General features: G+C 59.3%; 13 protein-coding genes and 3 pseudogenes. 13 read left to right on the top strand and 3 right to left on the bottom strand.

All coding sequences use genetic code 11. From position 1 onward, the window contains the following. Positions 1-199 precede the first annotated feature (199 nt). The 10 genes and pseudogenes from ACFIMZ_RS36170 to ACFIMZ_RS36125 form a co-directional block, all read left to right on the top strand. Positions 200-644, top strand: a pseudogene (locus tag ACFIMZ_RS36170) (integrase); the annotation flags it as partial. A gap of 263 nt (positions 645-907) precedes the next feature. Beyond that, the gene (locus tag ACFIMZ_RS36165; RefSeq protein ID WP_431825482.1) at positions 908-3,415 is read left to right on the top strand and encodes a type VI secretion system Vgr family protein; all 2,508 of its coding nucleotides are present in this window, start codon (positions 908-910) and stop codon (positions 3,413-3,415) included. Between the two features lie 53 nt (positions 3,416-3,468). Continuing rightward, positions 3,469-6,546 carry a lytic transglycosylase domain-containing protein gene (locus tag ACFIMZ_RS36160; RefSeq protein WP_431825481.1) on the top strand — a complete coding sequence of 1,026 codons (3,078 nt, stop codon included), beginning with the start codon at positions 3,469-3,471 and terminating at the stop codon, positions 6,544-6,546. Beyond that, positions 6,530-7,399, top strand: coding sequence for a hypothetical protein (locus ACFIMZ_RS36155; protein WP_431825480.1), 870 nt, complete (start codon positions 6,530-6,532; stop codon positions 7,397-7,399). The genes ACFIMZ_RS36160 and ACFIMZ_RS36155 overlap by 17 nt, the downstream gene beginning before the upstream one ends. A gap of 31 nt (positions 7,400-7,430) precedes the next feature. Next, positions 7,431-7,682 carry a PAAR domain-containing protein gene (locus ACFIMZ_RS36150; protein WP_431825479.1) on the top strand — a complete coding sequence of 84 codons (252 nt, stop codon included), beginning with the start codon at positions 7,431-7,433 and terminating at the stop codon, positions 7,680-7,682. Positions 7,683-8,975: 1,293 nt separating this feature from the next. Further along, positions 8,976-9,140: pseudogene (locus ACFIMZ_RS36145) on the top strand (type VI secretion system protein TssA); the annotation flags it as partial. A 96-nt stretch (positions 9,141-9,236) separates the two neighbouring features. Continuing rightward, positions 9,237-11,243, top strand: coding sequence for a type VI secretion system Vgr family protein (locus tag ACFIMZ_RS36140; RefSeq protein WP_431826043.1), 2,007 nt, complete (start codon positions 9,237-9,239; stop codon positions 11,241-11,243). A gap of 12 nt (positions 11,244-11,255) precedes the next feature. Then, positions 11,256-12,548, top strand: a complete 1,293-nt coding sequence (locus ACFIMZ_RS36135; RefSeq protein ID WP_431825478.1) for a DUF2169 family type VI secretion system accessory protein — start codon at positions 11,256-11,258, stop codon at positions 12,546-12,548. Then, complete coding sequence (locus tag ACFIMZ_RS36130) at positions 12,533-12,889, top strand: DUF4150 domain-containing protein (RefSeq protein ID WP_431825477.1); 357 nt, start codon at positions 12,533-12,535, stop codon at positions 12,887-12,889. Before ACFIMZ_RS36135 ends, ACFIMZ_RS36130 begins: the two co-directional genes overlap by 16 nt. 7 nt (positions 12,890-12,896) lie before the next feature. Beyond that, a complete protein-coding gene (locus tag ACFIMZ_RS36125; protein WP_431825476.1) occupies positions 12,897-13,916 on the top strand; it encodes a ParB N-terminal domain-containing protein in 1,020 nt (339 codons plus the stop codon). A gap of 614 nt (positions 13,917-14,530) precedes the next feature. Here the strand turns inward: ACFIMZ_RS36125 and ACFIMZ_RS36120 are convergent. The 3 genes from ACFIMZ_RS36120 to ACFIMZ_RS36110 are packed head-to-tail and all read right to left on the bottom strand — an operon-like array spanning position 14,531 to position 15,663. Continuing rightward, positions 14,531-15,004, bottom strand: a complete 474-nt coding sequence (locus ACFIMZ_RS36120) for an RES family NAD+ phosphorylase (protein WP_431825475.1) — start codon at positions 15,002-15,004, stop codon at positions 14,531-14,533. Continuing rightward, a complete protein-coding gene (locus tag ACFIMZ_RS36115; RefSeq protein ID WP_431825474.1) occupies positions 15,001-15,429 on the bottom strand; it encodes an antitoxin Xre/MbcA/ParS toxin-binding domain-containing protein in 429 nt (142 codons plus the stop codon). Before ACFIMZ_RS36115 ends, ACFIMZ_RS36120 begins: the two co-directional genes overlap by 4 nt. A 21-nt stretch (positions 15,430-15,450) precedes the next feature. Beyond that, positions 15,451-15,663 (bottom strand): ribbon-helix-helix domain-containing protein, encoded by a 213-nt coding sequence (locus tag ACFIMZ_RS36110; RefSeq protein ID WP_431825473.1) that lies wholly within the window; start codon positions 15,661-15,663, stop codon positions 15,451-15,453. Positions 15,664-16,221: 558 nt separating this feature from the next. Here ACFIMZ_RS36110 and ACFIMZ_RS36105 point away from each other — a divergent pair. The 3 genes and pseudogenes from ACFIMZ_RS36105 to ACFIMZ_RS36095 all read left to right on the top strand — a co-directional run bounded on the left by ACFIMZ_RS36105 (position 16,222) and on the right by ACFIMZ_RS36095 (position 18,610). Continuing rightward, positions 16,222-17,808, top strand: a complete 1,587-nt coding sequence (locus ACFIMZ_RS36105) for a glycosyl hydrolase family 18 protein (RefSeq protein ID WP_431825472.1) — start codon at positions 16,222-16,224, stop codon at positions 17,806-17,808. 120 nt (positions 17,809-17,928) lie between these two features. Continuing rightward, positions 17,929-18,117 (top strand): annotated as a pseudogene (locus ACFIMZ_RS36100) (hypothetical protein); the annotation flags it as partial. 256 nt (positions 18,118-18,373) lie between these two features. After that, positions 18,374-18,610 (top strand): hypothetical protein, encoded by a 237-nt coding sequence (locus ACFIMZ_RS36095; RefSeq protein ID WP_431825471.1) that lies wholly within the window; start codon positions 18,374-18,376, stop codon positions 18,608-18,610. Positions 18,611-18,884 lie beyond the last annotated feature (274 nt).

The following is an 18,884-nucleotide window of genomic DNA, read 5'->3' as shown; positions in this document are numbered from 1 at the left end:
TTGAGCCCCGTGACGATCGGTCGATGCGATCCAGCGTTGGCTTGCAACGCGCCAAGTCGGCTACGGCGGACGACGCTACCCGCTGCTATGCAGCCTCAAGTGTGTTGCATCGACGGGTTGAATCCGCAGCCGATAACAGTCGGCCGCACCTAACCACTTGACCTGCCCCCTTGAGTAGGGCCCGGCCGTCGAGCCGGTGCGCGGCCAGCTGGTCCCGCTCGAGCGGCTTGCCGTGCCGCATCCGCTGTCTGTCCGGCGCGCAGGGCGCGAACCGCGCGCCGGCGTTCCCGTACGTCGCCGCGCAGCATGATCTCGACGCGATCCGCGCGTACCTGAACCGCTACGCGAGCCAGGGCGCGACGCAGCTCGCGTACCGACGCGAGCTCGAGCGCTTCCTGCTGTGGGCGATCGTCGAGCGCGGCGTCGCGCTGTCGTCGCTGCGGGTCGAGGACTGCGACGCGTACAAGGCGTTTCTCGCCGCGCCGGCCGACGCGTTCTGCGGGCCGCCGGCGTCGCGCGCGTCCGGCCGCTGGCGCCCGTTCGCGCCGGGCGGCCTGTCGCTCGAAAGTCAGCGGTATGCGGTACGCACGCTGCGCGCGGCGTTCGAGTGGCTGGTCAGGGTGCGCTACATGGCCGGCAACCCGGTGGTACTCGAATGCGGTTTAACTATCGCTGATGTTTCTGTGGCCAGATCTCCCTACGTAAATGCGCGAATTACCATATGATCCGAGTTTGTCTTTTTCGACGAAGCGATTCGATGCACGACTCAAGCGCTACGACTTAATTAGCACCCGAAGCGCAAAGGTGGTGAAAGCACATGCAATCAATTCGTCGCATTGTTTAATAATTGCAGTCGCGGCTCTGAGAGGGCAATAACGGCCGAGATTGCTTACCATGGGATGTCCGCATGAGCGGGGAAGTCTTGCTGAAGGCGCTGCGCGGCGGGCACGCGCAGTTCGATCGCATCGTCAAACTCGACACGCCGCTCGGCGACGACTGGCTCGTGCCGCTGTACGTCAAGATTCAAGCACGGCTCGGGCGGAATTTCGAGGTCGTCGTCGACGCGTCATCGGTCGTCGGCGACAAGATCAAGCTCAATGCCCTGATGCTGCAGCCCGTCACGCTCTGGATTCGCCAGACGGACGGCAGCTATCTGCCGATTCACGGCTACGTGCAGCAGGTTCGGCGCCTGGGAAGTGACGGATCGCTCTCGTATTTTCAGCTCCGCTTCGCCTCCTGGTTGAGCTTCCTCAAGCTCAGCAGCGACCGTCGAGATTGGCAGGAAACCCCTGGCTGGCAAATCCTGACCGACGTGCTGAACAAGCATCCGCAGGCGTCCGGCCACTACGGGCTCGAGCTGCGCGGGACGATTCCCTCGTATTCGCACCGCGTGCAGTGGGAAACCGACTGGAACTTCGTGCACCGAAGCCTGGAAGAGATCGGTGTGTTTCCGCGCTTCGATTTCGCGAAGGACGGCAAGTCGCATAAAGTCGTCATGATGGACGACCTCTATTTCGGGCCGTCGCTGCCGAATTCCGACATGAAGTTCAGTCATGCCGGCACGGATGAAGATTTCGACGGACTCACCCAGTTGAGCGAGCAGCAAGACGCGCAAAGCGAAACGCTGACGATCGGCACGGTCGACTACAAGCGCCCCAATCTCGACCAGCAGGTCAGCATGCCAGCGGCGGATCTGGAGGATTTGCCGGGTCAAGGCGAAGACTATCTCTATACCGGTTCGCAGACCTGGGGAGCATCCGACGTCGGCGAACAGCAGGCCCGCATTCGCACCGAGGAATGGGCGTCTCGGTCGAAGCGCTATTTCGCGATCGGTAGTCCGCGCTACGCATTGCCCGGCTACTGGTTCAGGGTGTCAGGGCATCCCGTTCTCGACACGCAGCCGGAGGACGAGCGCGAGCTGTCGATCATCGCGAGCGACTGGCTGATTCAGAACAACCTGCCGGGCGTCGACGCGCTCACGCGGTTTCCGCGCAGCCTGCGCAGCGAAGTCGAGCGGGTCCAAGCGGCCGGGACGGGTGCGACCGTGATCCATCGCGATGGCGGTGTCGGATTCTTCCACGTCGAGATCGAGGCGCAACGGCGCAAGACGCCGTTCCGCAGCCCGTTCGAGCACGAGAAGCCGGAGATGCACCTGCAGACGGCGATCGTGGTCACGGACAGCGACGAGGAAATCCTCACCGACGATGGCAACCGCGTGCGGGTCCGCACATCGAACAGCCGGAACGATCGCAATACAAAGTCGACGACGTGGATTCGCGCGGCAATGCCGGACGCCGGCGCGAAGCGCGGCGGCTACTTCCCGCTGCGAAAAGATGACCAGGTGCTCCTGGGATTCGTGAACGGCGATTGCGACCGGCCGGTGATCATCTCGAGACTGCATGGGGGTGCGACGATGCCCGTATGGCATACGCACGGCCTGCTGTCAGGATTCCGGTCCCGTGAATACGGCGGCGACGGTTTCAACCAGCTCGTCATGGACGACTCGAGCGGTCAGAACCGCGCTCACCTTTACTCGTCAAGCTACAGCTCTCATCTTCATCTGGGTTACTTGATCGAGCAGTCCGACAACACACGCGGCTCGTTCGTCGGCAGCGGCTTCGATCTCAAGTCGGAGGCGCACGGTGCGATTCGGGCGGTACAAGGCCTGTCGATCTCGACCCATCCGGCCGCGGTACAGCCGATGAACGTGTCGGCCGCGACTGATCAGCTCGCGGCTGCGGAAGCCGTGTTCGAGACAGTCTCGCAGGCGAGCGAAACGAACCGGGCCGAGAGCCTGCAGGACGGCAGCGATGCGCTGAAGGCGTTTACCGAGATGACGCAGAGCAGCGTTCCGGGCGTCACGAAAGGTGGTCGCACGGCAGGGGGGGGAACGGGAAGTGCCAACGGCTTTGCGAAGCCGGCCATGCTGCTGTCGAGTCCGGCAGGTGTCGGGATCTCCAGCCAGCAATCGCTTCACGCCTCGGCAAATCAACAGGTCAACGTGGTGTCCGGAAAGAACGTCAACGTTGCGGCCGGGAAGTCGCTCCTCGCAAGCGTCATGGACAAGATCAGCCTGTACGCTCAAAACCTCGGGATCAAGATCTTCGCGACCAAAGGCCCTGTCGAGATCCAGGCTCAGAACGATGCGCTGACGATGCTCGCGCAACAGGACATCATGATCGAGAGCGCGTCCGGACGGATGGTTCTGCGCGCGGAAAAGGAACTGATTCTTAACGTCGGTGGTTCGTATATCAAGATCACGCCGAACATGATCGAGAACGGCACGTCAGGCCAGATTCTCGAGAAATGCGCGTCGTGGGACAAGCCCAGTGCGTCGACCATGACGTTGCGCGATCCGTTGCATGGCACACCCGTGTCGAAGCACGGCGGTTACGCGGACGATTTTTCCGGCTGATCCGGATTCGGCCAGGATTTGATGCACGATAACGACTTGCGATTCTAATTGCCATGACGGACAAGCACCCTCCCAAACAACCACCGAAGAAACCTGAGCCCGACGCTAAGCCCGCGTATACGCCTCTTGCATGGAGCTATCCGTTTTCGCCCGCGACCAAGGAAGGCGCGGCGCCGGACGCCACGGATCCCATGACCTATATGAAGGTGCTTGCGACCGCTGAGGATGGCTTTTATCCGCTGGGAGCCAGCGGCATCTGGCATGGCGGCATTCACTTCGGTCAGAAGACCGGCGAGGCACTGAAACAGGACGAAGGCGTACGCGCAATCGCCACCGGGGAGATCGTCGCTTACCGGCTCGACAAAGAGTGCCCCACGTTGACGTACCAGGACACGCGCCACGCTTTGTATTCGCGGGGCTTTGTGCTGATCCGCCATACCCTGCAATTGCCGCCCGCACCGAGAAAGCCGGACCCTGTTCCCGCACCCTCGAATGCACCACCCACATCGCCCGCCTCGGGGGCCAATGGGACACCTCCGGCACCGGCCTCTGCGCCAGCCCCGGCACCGGCTCCTGCGCCGTCCACTCCGCCTCCCGATGAAACGCTGACGTTCTTCAGTTTGTACATGCATACGCTCGACTGGAAAACGTATAAGGCGGCGCTTGATCAGCCCAAAACGGAAAACGCGGATCCCAAGGCACCGCGGCTCACGCCTCTTCCGTACTGGGAAGCCGACCGCTCGTATCGAGCGTTGAAACCGAACAAGCAGGACCTTCCCAAACCGAAGTCGATCAATCCCGATGCGCCCGGCGACGATCCGTCGCAGCCGCAGCAAGGTGCGGATGATGCGCTGCCGGAGCCTGTATCGGGTGTTCGGGTTCGTATTACCCCGAACGGCAAGCTCCTCGGTTTGCTACCCGAGGGGACGGAACTCACCGTGAACGAAGCCGATAACGGCGGCCGCAAGGGGTGGGTAAAGATCACGAAGATTATTAAAGGCGATCCGGTGGGCCCAGTTGTAGGTCAATCACCGGACGTGCAGTTGAAGTGGAGTTACGTCTTTCTTTCGGAACTGGAGCCGATTCCTCAGTCCGGCCCCGTCGATAAGGTGGTCGTGCTCAAGAAGCCTTACCGCGTCAACGCGGGAGACGTTGTCGCACATTTCGGGCAATACCAGCGCTACAGGGAAGCAAAGCTCACTCCTCCGGTACCGAGTCGGCCGTTGCTGCATCTCGAAGTCTTTGCCGGCTCCGATCTTCCGGCGTTCATCGCCAAGAGTCAGGCACGCGCGAAGGAGCTGCCAGATAGAGACAAGCCGTTTCTGGAGGTTCAGGCCGGCGCAAAACTCGTGACGAAAGTTCCGGATTCGGATTACACCCTCGAGCAGACGGGTTTGAAGCTGGTACCTGTCGGCGATCCGAAATCGCGATGGGTCAAGGTGCAGCCCAAGACCGTAAAAATGCCTGCCGCGCAGCCGGAGCCAGCCGGGCCGGCCGGCAAGGGGAAGAAGCACAAGGAGAAGCCACCGAAAAAGCAGGCGCCGATCGAGACGCCGACCGGCAGCCCGTTCTGGATCGACAGCAGCCTGGGCCTGGTCAATCAAATGACGACGGCACCCGTCAAGGGCTGGAAAGACTTTCCGTTGAAGGTCAGCCAGGCGGACGGGCCCGGAACCGACTTCCGAAACGTGTTACGGGTGGTCGATCTCGACAAGCAGGGTCCACAAAGCTTGGCACGAGAAGACAAGGACGCGAGCGGAAATACGAAACGCTGGTGGAACGTGATAGTCGGCACGAAAGAGGGCGGAACCCGTCAAGGCTGGGTGCGCGAGCAGGATCATCCGAAAGTGAAGCTGTGCAGCCCGTGGGACTGGCCTGGGTTCGATCTCGTCGACAACAGTTCGACCAAAATGGTCGACATGTTCAAGCGGTATCTGTTCGTCGCGGGCCTGGCCATGGGAGACGATCAAGACAACTTCAAGCCGAGTGCGGATGCGTTGGCCACCAGCGACCTCATCCAGAAGCTCGAAAAGGCCATTGACGCTAATCACGATGGCAAGGTAACCGCCGCGGAATTGGCGGATGCGCAGACAACGCAATGGCTGGCCGAGGCGATCTCGCACATGGTCGTGAAGAGCGAGAGCGAGTGGGGCGGTAACATGGGGAAGTGGGAGGACATCACGCCTCATATGAAGCTCGTGCCGTGGAAATGGGTCAACGAGATGGAGCGGATCAAGAAGCTGCAGTGGTGGGAAGAGGTTCAAGGGATTGACGCGAAGATTCTTCCGAAAGAGCCGAAGCCGTGGCATTTTCACCCGATCGGGTTGATTGGGAATTTTGTGTGTGAAGGCGGGGATTGTATTCCGTTGGTCGAGGCTCAAAGGATTGCATTATTTATTTCGGCAGCTTTTGAAAACGGCAATCCAAAATTCGACGGATTGGCGGATAATTTTGATCGCATGGGCATGTCTTTCGGGTTGATTCAGTGGAACTTCGGAATGAATACGCTTGGGCCTGTTCTCAAAAAAATGCATGATGCCGACCCTCAGGCCTTTGAGGCTTCATTTGCGCCTGGCACAGATTATCAAACAATTTGGAGCGCCATAAGCAGCGGTAACTCAGCGGCGCAGTTTAATTGGGCGATTGCACAGCAAGGTAAAAATAGGGATAATTGGACGAAAACATTTAAGACAATTGGATCTAATAAGAAGTTTCAGGATATCCAAATTCAGGAGGCTGCAAAGTATCATCAAGATATCCTGGGCTGCTTGAAATTTTTGCGTGGACTGCGCCCCGATTTGTTGGAGTCCGTGCAACTCGTTACCTATTGCGCCCTGTATGATTTGTGCGTCCAGCAGGGAGATTTAAGTAAGGCGTCGCATCAGATAAAAGAGCGTGTGGCTACGGAAAAGCCTTCCACGCAGATGGATTTGTTGAAAATTGCAGTCCAAGAAAGAGCGAAGACGGCAAACCCCACGTGGGTATTTGATTGCACTAGTCGCAGAATGGGAATTATCCAGCAAAAACCATATCCACACCCACCAACAAAGGGCGAAAAGCCTACGCCAAGAGATAATATAAACTTCAAACTGCTTAATGGAAAGGCGGATAGAAATGTTTGCGGACTATAAGTTTTTTTTGTCAAGGGTGCTTCTTGTTGTCGCCGTGGCTGTAGGCGCAACGAATGCAATGGCCGAAGAAAAAGAAGGCGCTGTGAAATGTGGGTCAGGAGATGAGTGCGCGACACCCGTCCCAAACGATGTTTTGGAAGCAAAAAACCTGTGTCCAAATTCGTCAATGCAGATGTCATGGAACAAGAAAAGTGACTGGTCGTTGTTGTCGTGTCCATGCAATTGCTCCGAGCAGAATAATAAAAATTGGTTTGTCAGTCGCAGTGGAGCGGTAATCGGGTTGGAGGCTGGGCGCTATTCTTCTCGCTCGTTATTCTCGTCAACGCTGAATCCGACAGTGCCCGACATTATGGCGTCGCATTCGATGTGCAAGCCAGCGGACCGGAAAATGATTGACCGAAGTGTATTTTTGTTATTGGACAAAAGGCCGTCTGGCAAAAGTGATCCGTATTGCTACGATGTCATTTATGTCATTGATCGCAATGGGGGTATTGAATTTGTCGAAAATGGAAGTGTTATCAAAAAAAATAACCGCGATTATTTCGTGGGGGTTGGTGATTCAGAAGGGAATGATTTGAGGTCGCTCGCAAAAAGAATCTCCCCCTCTTGGGAAATGGCAGTAGACCAAGCGAAAGAAAAAGATCTTGCTATCACTGTCGAGCGCGCGTACCTGTATGACCAGCCATCCGCCAAAGGAGCGGGAAAGGCATACTTGATAGACGGCGATAGAGTGACGGCGCTCGGAGATGCCAAAAACGGATTCGTTAAATTTCGATATGTAACAAAGAAAGGCGTAGTTCTTGAAAAGTGGCTGAGATGCGAGGACGTAAACTATTGCCATCAAGGTAATTGAATTATGGGCGGACATTGTCGCGGAGTAAATCATGATGAACTTGATTCGCATCGGTGACGAGACTGACCACGGCGGCAAGGTCGAAACAGGCTCCAGCACAATGCGTTTCGATGGCCGCTTTGTCGCTCGCAAAGGCGATCGAGTTTCGTGCCCGCAGCATCCCGAGGTGTCGCCGAACATCATCGAGGAAGGCGATGCGTCCATGACGGATGACGGCATCCCGATTGCCCGGCACGGGCATCAGGCGACGTGCGGTTGTCACCTCATTTCTAGTCTTATCTGAAAGAGCCGCGTAGTTGGGGCGATCTTGTGCGCGAAGAACGCGCACGAGATCGTCATCTTGCGACTGCCGAGCGGCCAGCTCGGGCCAGGTGGCCAGACGTCGCAACGCTGGCACGATCTCACCTACGGCGGAGATTGCGGCGCAGGCCGGGCCGGCCGTACCGATCGCTTTGCCTCATCAGCTCGACATCTCGTGCCGTACGTCAAGATCGCCAGGTGTGCTTGAGTCGGACTCGGTGACCAGTTCCCGATGAAGCCTGGCGGCCCCCACCGGCGAGTCGACGTTGGCATGGAGAGACGTTCCATCCCACAATTCGACGACCCACTTACCACGCACGCGACAGACACCGATCGTCCATCCGCTGCGATGCGAATAGGGGTCCCCTTGATTCTGCTACGTTTTACCGGCTAGACCGATCTAGGCGCGACAAGCCTTAGCGGTCCGCCCCTAAAACATAAATCAATCAAATCAGTCATTTCCTGACTGGTCTTCCCGTCGTTCCTCAACACCTCTTCGCTTAACCTATGCCGGCGATGGCGTGCGCTGGTCGTTGGGTCCGCTTTCGGTGACGCATTCCCCGCCGCGATCGATGCTGCGACCGACGCCGCGCCTTTCACGGCATTGGCGGCATTCCCGGCCGCTGTCTCAGTCGAGCCGCGCCGCGGCGCGTTGCCGCTGGCCGCGCGCGCTTCACACAAGTATTTGCCCGCGCGCAGTTGCGGACTCTGGATCCCCAGATATGTCGTGCTCCACAGTTGTGTTGGTGTTCACAATAGGCGCTAGCCGTGCTCAGTAACCATGCACGGTTGCGCGGTGACGCATAGGGTTGACAACCGCACAGCGCGGTCGCGGTGACCACTTTGCTTCGCTTGGTGCAAGCAACTGATTCGCTGGGGATTATTGCATCGGTGAGTCGGCAGACTCGCGAATTGACAACTCTATTGCCTAAGTTGCGACATCATCATTTTCCTCTACTCCAGACGCGAAATTGCCATGAGCAGATCTTTCCTGCGGTTTATTCCGGATTTGATTGATCGGCGGAATTCGAGATCAGTCGTCCGAAAAAAGGGCGGCAAGCAATTTGTCTCGCATTATGCGGCCGCGTATCTCATTGTCATTCGGACCGATGATGCATCCGCAATTCAATCGATATGATCTGCTTTCAGGAGCCCCGGGTCCTCGCGGGACGCTAGCGGCGCCCAGCCGCCGGACGAAGCGTGGCCGGCGCCTGCCGAAAACGTCGCGGATCACGCTGACGATGCCGTGCGGCCACGCGTGCGAGGGACGGTGCCGGATCGTGTCGCCGCAGCCGAATTGATCCGCGACGCGCGGCTGTGGTTCGAGCAGCACGAGCCGAGCAGGCAGGTTCCAGCGTTGCTCGGGCGCGCAGAGCATCTGGTCGGGAAGCGCATTGCGGAAGTGGTGCATGCGATTCCCGCGGAACTGCTGGCGCTCTAGGCCGGCGACGCGCCGTGACAGCATGGGACACGGCGCGCGCCTGTCGTCGTACTTTGCTGTTTGATACATCTCTGGAGGAAATCCGTGGATTCCATCATGCCGAATGTTCGTGTCGCGCGCACCGTGGTGCTTGCCGGCCCCGCGCTGCCGACAACGCCCATCGGCGAACCCGCGCTGCAACTGAGCGCGATCCGCGGCAACGAAACGTTGTCGGAGATTTACGCGTACACGCTCGACTGCCTGACATCGCCGGACATGACGATGCCGGAAGAGCAGGCCGCCAACCTCGACCTGAAGGCGATGATCGGCAAGGCGCTGACCGTGACCGTGCAGCTCGACGGCATGGGGGCGTTCGCGCCGGGGATGCCGGGAATCTCTGGCGCCTCGCATATAGGGCAGGGCAAGCGCGAGATCAGCGGCATTGTGACCGGCGCGAGCTTTGAAGGGCAGTTGAACCGGCAATGCCGTTACCGGCTGACGATGCAGCCGTGGATCACCCTCGCCGACCAGCGCTCGGACTACCGGATCTTCCAGAACAAGACCGTCGACGAGATCATCGACGAGGTGCTGAAAGCGTATTCGTATTCCTATGACAAGCGGCTGAGCGGCCGGTATCCGAAGCTCGTCTACCAGGTGCAGTACGGCGAGACGGATTTCGCGTTCATCCAGCGGCTGATGCAGGAGCACGGCATTTACTGGTTCTTCGAGCATTCGAACAAGGTGCACCGGATGGTGCTGGTCGATCACCTCGGCGCGCACAAGCCGGTCGACAGCGCCGCGTATCGTACGCTGCGGTACTACCCGCCTGGGTACAAGATCGACATGGAGCATGTCGACGCGTTCAGCACGACGGCGCGCATCGAGTCCGGCCGCTGGGCAACGAACGACTTCGATTTCGAGAGGCCGAATGCGCGGCTCGGTGTCGAGAACGCGCTGCCGCAGGACACCGTGCACAACGGGCTCGAGCGCTACGAATGGCCTGGCAACTATACGGACCCGGCGCAAGGCGAGCATTTCGCGCGGGTGCGGATGGAGGAGGTGCGCGCGCAAGGGGAGCGCGCGTCGGGCGGCGGCACAGTGCGCGACGTCGTGTGCGGCACGACCTTCACGCTGGAGGGTTACCCGCATAGTGGCGCGAACCGGGAGTATCTGGTGCTCGGCGCGTCGTTCGAAGCCGTTGAAACGGCAGGCGCGACGGGGTTGGATGAATTTCAGATCGGCACTACGTTCGTCGTGCAGCCTTCGACCACGGTGTTCCGGCCGCCGCGCACGGTGCCGCGACCACGCACGCGCGGGCCGCAGACGGCGGTCGTGACCGGGCCGCAAGGGCAGGACATCTGGACCGACCAGTACGGGCGCGTGAAGCTGAAGTTCCACTGGGACCGCTCGCCGGTGCGCGACCAGAACTCGTCGTGCTGGGTGCGGGTGTCGTACGCGTGGGCGGGAAACGGCTTCGGCGGCATCCATATCCCGCGCGTCGGCTCGGAGGTGATCGTCGACTTCGAGAACGGCGATCCGGACCGGCCGATCGTGACCGGACAGGTGTTCAACGCGCTGCACATGCCGCCGTGGGCGCTGCCGGACAATGCGACTCAAAGCGGATTCCTGACACGCTCAGTCAAGGAAGGGTCACCAGCGAATGCCAATGCGATCCGGTTTGAGGACAGGCGTGGGCAGGAAGAAGTCTGGATTCACGCGGAAAGGGATCTACGTATTGATGTCGAAAACAATGAAGCAGTCCAGATCAATCAAAACCGCACCGAGACGATAGGCGTAAGTGAGACGGTTACGATTGGTGGTACGTACAGCCAGACAGTCGGACTCACGTCGAATGTGACGGTCGGCGCTTCCTATACGTTGAGCGTTATGGGGGCGATGGCCGTTACTGCAGGACTAGCGAGCAATGAAAGCGTGGGATTGTCAAAGACGACCTCTGTCGGCAACGCATATACGATCGATGCCGGAGACCGGTTCGAGTTGAAGGTTGGCGAGGCGTCAATCGTCCTCGAGAAAAGTGGCGATATCAACATCCGTGGCAAGAGTGTAACCATTAGCGGCAGCGACGGGATACAGGTGCAAGGCAAAACCATCGATCTGAATTAGGGAGCGGACAGGATGGAGTTTCGCAATCTAACGCCATTTGACGCCATGGCCTTTAACGCGGTTGACGTTGCTGCCAACGAATTTCATGTCGTTGTCCTGAAGGCCGCCTATGCGCTGGAGCGAAGCGCCAACGCGGAACCTGGCGGCGATACACACCACTGCGTATTGCAAGAAGGTGACTTAGCCGTGTCGCTGACGATGGCCGACAAGTACGAGGGCGTCGATGCAAATAGCAGCGTCAGGTGTGAAAGTGATCTTGCCCCCTTCAAGCCACTATGTGACGTCGTAATACGTGCAACGTCCTATGCGCCAAACGGGGTGCCGGCCCGATGGTGGCCTGCGCACGTCCGGGTGATTGACGGTGATGCGTTGGTCATCGACAAAAGCCTGCGGGTACTCGGCCCACGAACGTTTATTGAAGGTCCGCACGGATGGCGCGTTAGTGAGCCCAGCGAGTGTCTTCAAGTGCCGGTTCGCTGGGAATATGCTTATGGCGGAACGAGCGTTGTCATGCCCTCTTGCAATGCGAGCGGCAAGGGTGGCGAACTTCTGTTGAATGAGGTGTGTTTTACCAATCCACTGGGTTGTGGCTGGTTGGAGAAACAGTATCTTAAGCTGAGCTTGGACAACGGCGTGCTCGCTACGCCCGATGTGCTGAGCGCACCGGCCGAAGGTTCGCCAATCAAGCAACTTCGCGCCCCGCAGATTGAAGCCCGGGAACAGCCCATCACGCTGCTTGATGTCATCGAGCACGCCAAAAGCGGACTCGACGCGCAGCAGATGGCGATGGCTGCTGCAGCCTATCAGATGACGCCCGCTGGGCTCGGCGCCATGGGACGCGCGTGGACGCCGCGACTGCAGCGTGCGGGCACCTACGACGAGGCGTGGTTGGACGCCCGTTGGCCATATTTGCCAGCGGATTTCGATTTCGGCTACTGGAACGGTGCACCGGATGACCAGCAGATCCCATGGCCCAAGCCGGGAGCAGCTTTCGAACTGGTAAATCTAGCTCATCCAGAAAACACGCGCTCAGGATTGTTAAAGACCCGGTTGCCTGCGCACCGGGCCATCGCCGCACTGCGCTACGTCAGTGGTGCCATCGTGCCGGTCGAGATGCAGCTCGATACGATGCTTGTTGACACCGAGGAGATGCAGATCTTGCTGACATGGCGCGCGAATTTTCCGCTGCAGCCAGAGGTGCGTGTCTGCGAGGCCCGCTTTGAACTGGAGCCCTCTGCACCGCTGCTGAGATTCGACCATGACGAAGAGGTCACCGAAAGGGGGGCTGTGTGGCAAACAACGTGATGGCCCGCCAGGACGGCCAGTGGATCATCGTGTCGATTTTGCCGGACGTATGCAAGACGCCGATGGGTACCAGCACGCCGCCCGTGCCGTATCCCGTGACCGCCAATCTTGGCGGCTGCCAGATCGTATCGACTACGGTGCGGGCGAACGGCAATCCTGCCGTTCGATACGACTCGAGTTTCGTGCCGTCGACCGAGGGCGATGCGGCTGGGGCGGTAGGCGGAGTGAAGAGTGGCACGGTTGGCGGAAAATGCCGGCCGAAAGAAAAATGCAGCACGGTGCGGGTGGACGGTGAGTTCATCGTGCGACACGGCGACCAATTCTGGATGAACGGGAACTAGCTTGGCCATGGGGAACACGATTGGGAGGGTGCAGGGAACGGTCGTAAAGCCCAGCATTCGGGCCGCAGCGGCGAATCCGCCGGTCCAGGCGGAGACAAAAGCGGAGAGTGGGTGGTCTTGGAGCGACCTCGGGCATGGGCTCCTGGATCTGGGTGGCATGATTCCTGAAGCCGGCTTCTTGTTTGATGGGGCCAATGCGTTGTGGTACACGGCAGAAGGAAACTACGGCGAGGCGGCGATTTCGGCTGCGTCCGCGGCGATGGACCTAGTGCCGGGAGGAGGCATTGCCGCCAAGGTGGGCAAGTATGGCTCCAAGGCAGTCCGAGCTGTCGTTAAGCATCTGCCTCAGCCTAGACCCCTCGCTCATCTGGCTGACGGTCGGAGAGGTTACCTGGCTAGCCCTACCAACACGCCCGAGCTTCCGGGGACTTCGGGGACCTCAGCTCGACGTAGTTCATCGGCAGAGGACCCTCCGAAAAACGACGGTGCGAAGGTCGAGCGTGGACAGAAATTCAAGGAGGGCGAAGGTGCAAGCAAGTTGTCTAAAGAAGATTGGGATGAAATCAAGGATCAAGAGACTGGATTGGATGAGAACGTTAAAGCTACCGTGGATGATATGTTTAAATATGGAGATCCGGTTTTTGTTGCGAGGAAAGAGGGAGGGGAGCTTGTATTTATTTCCAAAGAAAGCAAGCTTGATTTTTATGAAATAAATTCTGGAAACTCAATAATTAGATGGAATGGAGGCATGAAGGGGGATGCATCTTTTGATTATTTGAAGGTTGGGAGATACAATGTTAATGGGGGTGACTTCAAGGAGATATCTGTTGATGAGGTCATGCAAGGCCGATTCGATATTAAACCGGATAGATTGGCCGACGTTCGAAGGGCGATTGAATCTGGGACGCAGCTGAATCCTATTGTTGTTGAGTGGACCAGAGAGGGACTTAAAATCGTCGATGGAAATCATAGGTATCAAGCATCCATCGATCTTGGATTGAAAATCATTCCAGTTAAGTATAATTAGACCTTGAGTGGCCCCGGGTTATATTAGATATGAGGTGAACCAAAATTGTTTGCCTGCAATAACGTCTCGCCCGTCAGGTTGATTTGGTTCAGTATGTCAACGATTTTGCGTAGCGAGTCTCGAAAGATCGCCGGTCGGAAAGGTGGCGAGTATGACCTGATCGACAAGTCAGCGAATACGGCGGGTTACGAACGAGCAGCGTTGCCCGGCGATGACAGAGTGCGGGAGCCGTGGATCGATGTGACGCTCGATTCAAACACGGCGACCACCGAAGATGGGCAGGGACCGCTTCTTGTGTGTGGGATGCCATGTTGAACTCGCGCAAACAGCGCTGATTTCTGGTTGGTTTGGTCGTGATCTGGTATCGGCCGGAGATCCCGCGCCGCAGCTTCCGTCGCGCGGCTTGGCGCGAGCAAGCGGTCACGCCTGTCATTCATTCGGACCGACGTGTCATGATGAGCATCATATTTGACATAATGGAATCTAGCGAAGTTTTAATGGGGTCTGGTTGATATTAGAGGGCTGCAGTCAACGTCACGAACGCTGACGTCCGCGTCGCCGTCGCCGATCGCGAATTTCGCGCGCGGCGTCGTGCCGCGTGCCCCGCAGCCGGGTTACGATGCGCCGCCCGCCGGCATGACAAACAGTCGTTCATCCCATACGACCGGCCGCGGTTCCGCAACTACAATCCGTACGGCGTCCGGGTGTGCGGGATTCACCAGCGCGTTGTATTCCGCGCGCGCGACGACCGACGGCACTACCAGGATCGCGCTGCGCGCTTCCGTCAGCCATGCGTCGCCGAATCGACGGGTGATCTGCTGCGCCGGGGCATCCCACCCTTCGGGCAACGATTCGGCGGTGTGTCGTTCGATGCTCACGTCATCGGACACGGTCGACTCGACGCATGCGTGCGTCTTTGGCACCCTGCCGATACGCGCGTGGACGAGCACCTCGAGCATGGCGCCCGCGAACGTCAGCGCCGCGTAAATGACCGGACGGCCCGGGCTGTTGAAGCGTCCGCCGATCAGCATCGCGCCGGTGCCGCTCCAGATCGTGTGCCGCGTGTCGGCGATGCGGTACAACTTCATGCCGGAAGCCCGTAGAAGAGCTTCCACAGCACTTCCTCGACGCGACGCGCGCCGAGCTCGGTGAGCGCGACGTCCAGCGGTGCACGCCCCTCGAGCTCCGGGTGCGGTGCAGCCAGGAACTGGCGGGCCGCGTCTGCGTCATCCCACACGTACGCCGCGGTCGCGACGATTCGCGCTAGCCGTTCGGTCTTCTCGGATTCGTCCGGCGTGAGCCGGTCGCGCCGACGCTTGTAGGTTGCCTCGGGGATGATGCGCGCCAGCAGCGCGCGGCGCGCATCGGCGCCGTCGGTCGCGTGCTCAACGCCGGCCTTCAGCGCGGCCTTCGGCAGGCCGTCGCGCACACGGGCCTCGAGCTCCGCCAGCGTATGCGGTACCGGCCGAAGCTCCATCACGTCGGCCACCGCTTCAGGGGTCACAAGCAACATGTCGGATCCCTCCATAAAGTATCAATTGATACCAGAGTGCAGTTCACATGATACCAGATACAAGGGTGCCACGGCGCGGCCGAATCGAATGGCGGTCGGCCACTTCGGCTTGTGGCCGGCGAGCCCGCGCAGCGCAGCGCGTTGCGGATTCATTACTTCTGACGTGGCATAGGTGCCGCTGGCGACCCGCTGCCGCACGCCGTCGGCCATCTCGCTCGGGAGGCTGATACTCATTGCTGGGTGATGCCCGTGGTGCCTCCTACTCCATCCTCGTAACGCCGTCACGGACCGTGGTTTGCCAGGTGCGCGCCGGGCGTCCTGCTTCGGGTATGGAGAGCGATGCGAGCGCGGATCTCGCGCAGGGCCCCGCCGTGGACATTGTTACGTATTTAAATGTATATCCGTGCCGATGTTCAAGAATACGATGCGCTTCAACAGCGTATTCAGGTTGACTTAACAGTTATCACATTGTCATCGCCGGATTTTTCTAAATAATCGTTTTCCAAGACCTATGCCAGACTGCTTCTGTTTTTAGGACCGCCAGGCGCGAATCTCATCGTGGCGCGGGGAGTCATTCCCCTAAACGACGCCGAATAGATTTACGCAAGCCAACAACGACATCGAAATCAGTCTTGCAAAAAAGGGGGTGACCATAGATTTTCTGAAGCGCCCCGAAGTTCTCCTTGCATTTCCCAAATCCTGGCCAATACTGATACCAATTTAATACCAAATACATACCAAAGTAAGCCAGGCTTCATCACCGGCATCCGCCGTAAAGTAAAGGAGAATGTTATGCAACGTTCGATTCACCGCCTGTGCCTGCCCCTGATCGGCGCGAGCAGCCTCATCGTGGCCAGCTCTGCGGCCTATGCCCTGCCCAGCTGCAGCGCCTGGCAATCCAGCCAGATCTATAACGCGGGCGATTACGCCTTGTACAACGGCCAAACCTGGCAAGCGCAATGGTGGACGCGAGGGGAAACGCCTACAGCCAGCCAAGGGGCCGTTTGGCAGCAGCGCGCCGCCAACTCATGTGCGCCTATCAGCGGCGGTGGCTCAGGCAGCGGCGTGCCGCCGGAGCCCACGCCCACCGTGGGCTACAACGTGGGCTCTTATTTCACCCAATGGGGCATTTATCAGCGCCAGTACTTTGTGAAAAACCTGGCGGCCAGCGGCGGCGATAAAAAACTCACCGTGCTCAACTACGCTTTTGGCAATGTCTATGCCAACGGCCAGTGCGGCATGGTCACGGTGGCGGAAAGCGGCAATGGCGATGGCGGCGACGCCTGGGCGGATTACCAGCGCGCCTTCTCCGCGGCGGAGTCCGTGGACGGCCAGGCAGACAGCTGGGACACCCCACTACGCGGCAACTTCAACCAACTGCGTAAGCTGAAACTGAAAAATCCGCAGCTCAAGGTGCTGATCTCCCTGGGCGGCTGGACCTGGTCCAAGAACTTCTCCACCGTAGCCGCCAGCGACGCCAGCCGCCAGGCGCTGGTTTCCTCCTGCATCAACCTCTACATCAAGGGCAACCTGCCGCAACAAGAAAACGCTGGGGGACAGGGTGTGGCGCTGGGCGTGTTTGACGGCTTTGACATCGACTGGGAATACCCGGTGGCCGGTGGCCTGCCCACCAATCATTACAGCGCGGCGGACAAGCAAAACTTCACCCTGCTGCTGGCGGAGTTCCGCCGTCAGCTGGATGCGCTGGGCCAGCAGAACAAGCGTCGCTATTACCTTTCCGCCGCGCTGAGCGCCGGAGTGGACAAAATCCGCAATACCGAACCGAGCAACTACGGCGCTTACCTGGACTGGGCCAATGTGATGTCTTATGACTTCCATGGCGGCTGGGAAGCGCAAGGCCCCACCAACTTCCAGTCCAACCTCTACCCGGATCCGGCCAATCCGGCCCAGAACGACGCCAAGTTCTATGATATCGACGACGCGGTGAATGCCCTGGTCAGCGCTGGCCTGGCCCGCAACCGCATCAATGTGGGCATCCCCTTCTATGGCCGCGGCTGGACCGGCGTGGCCGCCGGCCCTAATGGCAATGGCCTGTATCAAAGCGCCACCGGCCCCGCGCCCGGCACTTACGAGGCGGGTTACGAGGACTATCGTGTGCTGGGGGGCCGCGCAGGCGCGCGTTATGTGCATCCCGTCACCAAGCAGCTGTGGAGCTATGACGGCACGCAGTTCTGGAGTTATGACACACCGGATGTGATCCGCACCAAGCTGGGCTATGTCAAAGCCCAGCAGCTGGGCGGCGTGTTCAGCTGGTCATTGGATGGCGACGATATGCAAGGCTCACTGCTGTCCACCATGGGCGAGTTGCGCAGCGCCACCGCCGCCACCAAGCCCACCGGGGTGACGCCGAACCGTTAATGCTAGCAAAGCATTTTTAGCTGGAGTCCAGCATGCCGGTCCGCGTGCCCAATCCCTCGCTCAAGGTACGCGGTCTTTTAACGACGCACCGGCATTGTTACGTTGGCGTAGGATAACGACATGAAAACGACCTCGCTCTATCGTGGACGCCGGTTTCCTGCGGCCACCATTTATCGTGGACGCCGGTTTCCTGCGGCCACCATTGCTCAGGCCGTGCGGTGGTATTTCCGCTTCCAGCTCAGCCTGCGCGATGTCGAAGAATTGCTGTTCGAGCGCGGTGTCGTGGTGAGCTGCGAAATGATCCGGCGCTGATGCGACAAATTTGGCGGGCCCAACGGGTTGATTGCGTTTCTGCGCCATCGAGGATACTTGGTCGATGAGATCGAGTGGCCAGGCATGGCGCCCAGCGACACACGGTAATGGATCCGTGGCTTCCATCTCAATGACTGATCAGCCACTCGTGTCCTGTTGGTAGTCAAGATCGTCGGGGCCGATCGTAGGATCGGCCGTCGCGCATCCGCTCAAGCCGCTCGAGCGCCTCGGCGAACACCGCCAGCGGCACCGCGTGCAACTGATCGTCGTGCCACGCGATGAGCGCCGCAACGAGCTCGTCCGTCTGCGGATCCAGCGCCTATTCTTCGCTCGCAATGCCTCGCTCGAGCGCCGCGTTGATGCCGCGTTCGGTGGCGACCAGGACCTCGGCGTGCAGCTCGTGCTTGCGGGCTTCGTCAACGAAACCCGCAAGCACGACCAGCTGCAGCAGAACTGCCAGTCCATGCGCCGACCCGCGGCGCATCCGTAGTGCTTGAAACGCCGCGTGATACTGCAGGGCGAGCGCTTCCGCTTTCTGTGGGGGCATTGGCAGCAACAAGGTTCGCGTGATCTTCGCGCGAGACGAAGGTTGTGGATGCCGTGGTGAGCGTCCGCGTCGATTGGACATCGTGATCTCTCGTCAAGCCTCTCAATGCACTTTGAATGTTGTCGAGAAGGCACGGAATAAGCGAAGAAGCCGACCGAGCCATGTTGGGCTTTGTCCGAGCGGATCGTTGGCCGGCCGAGTTGGGATCCGGGTTCGG

The sequence above is a fragment of the Burkholderia sp. F1 genome (genome assembly GCF_050813845.1).
Taxonomy (GTDB): Bacteria; Pseudomonadota; Gammaproteobacteria; order Burkholderiales; family Burkholderiaceae; genus Burkholderia; species Burkholderia ubonensis.
This window is presented reverse-complemented; position numbering and strand designations above follow the sequence as displayed.

Excerpts from the sequence above, each read along its gene's own strand:
- ACFIMZ_RS36160 (WP_431825481.1), top strand. The coding sequence starts at position 3,469 with ATGACGGACAAGCACCCTCCCAAACAACCACCGAAGAAACCTGAGCCC.
- ACFIMZ_RS36155 (WP_431825480.1), top strand. The coding sequence starts at position 6,530 with ATGTTTGCGGACTATAAGTTTTTTTTGTCAAGGGTGCTTCTTGTTGTC.
- ACFIMZ_RS36135 (WP_431825478.1), top strand. The coding sequence starts at position 11,256 with ATGGAGTTTCGCAATCTAACGCCATTTGACGCCATGGCCTTTAACGCG.
- ACFIMZ_RS36150 (WP_431825479.1), top strand. The coding sequence starts at position 7,431 with ATGATGAACTTGATTCGCATCGGTGACGAGACTGACCACGGCGGCAAG.
- ACFIMZ_RS36165 (WP_431825482.1), top strand. The coding sequence starts at position 908 with ATGAGCGGGGAAGTCTTGCTGAAGGCGCTGCGCGGCGGGCACGCGCAG.
- ACFIMZ_RS36125 (WP_431825476.1), top strand. The coding sequence starts at position 12,897 with ATGGGGAACACGATTGGGAGGGTGCAGGGAACGGTCGTAAAGCCCAGC.
- ACFIMZ_RS36120 (WP_431825475.1), bottom strand. The coding sequence starts at position 15,004 with ATGAAGTTGTACCGCATCGCCGACACGCGGCACACGATCTGGAGCGGC.
- ACFIMZ_RS36110 (WP_431825473.1), bottom strand. The coding sequence starts at position 15,663 with ATGAGTATCAGCCTCCCGAGCGAGATGGCCGACGGCGTGCGGCAGCGG.
- ACFIMZ_RS36115 (WP_431825474.1), bottom strand. The coding sequence starts at position 15,429 with ATGTTGCTTGTGACCCCTGAAGCGGTGGCCGACGTGATGGAGCTTCGG.
- ACFIMZ_RS36105 (WP_431825472.1), top strand. The coding sequence starts at position 16,222 with ATGCAACGTTCGATTCACCGCCTGTGCCTGCCCCTGATCGGCGCGAGC.
- ACFIMZ_RS36140 (WP_431826043.1), top strand. The coding sequence starts at position 9,237 with ATGCCGAATGTTCGTGTCGCGCGCACCGTGGTGCTTGCCGGCCCCGCG.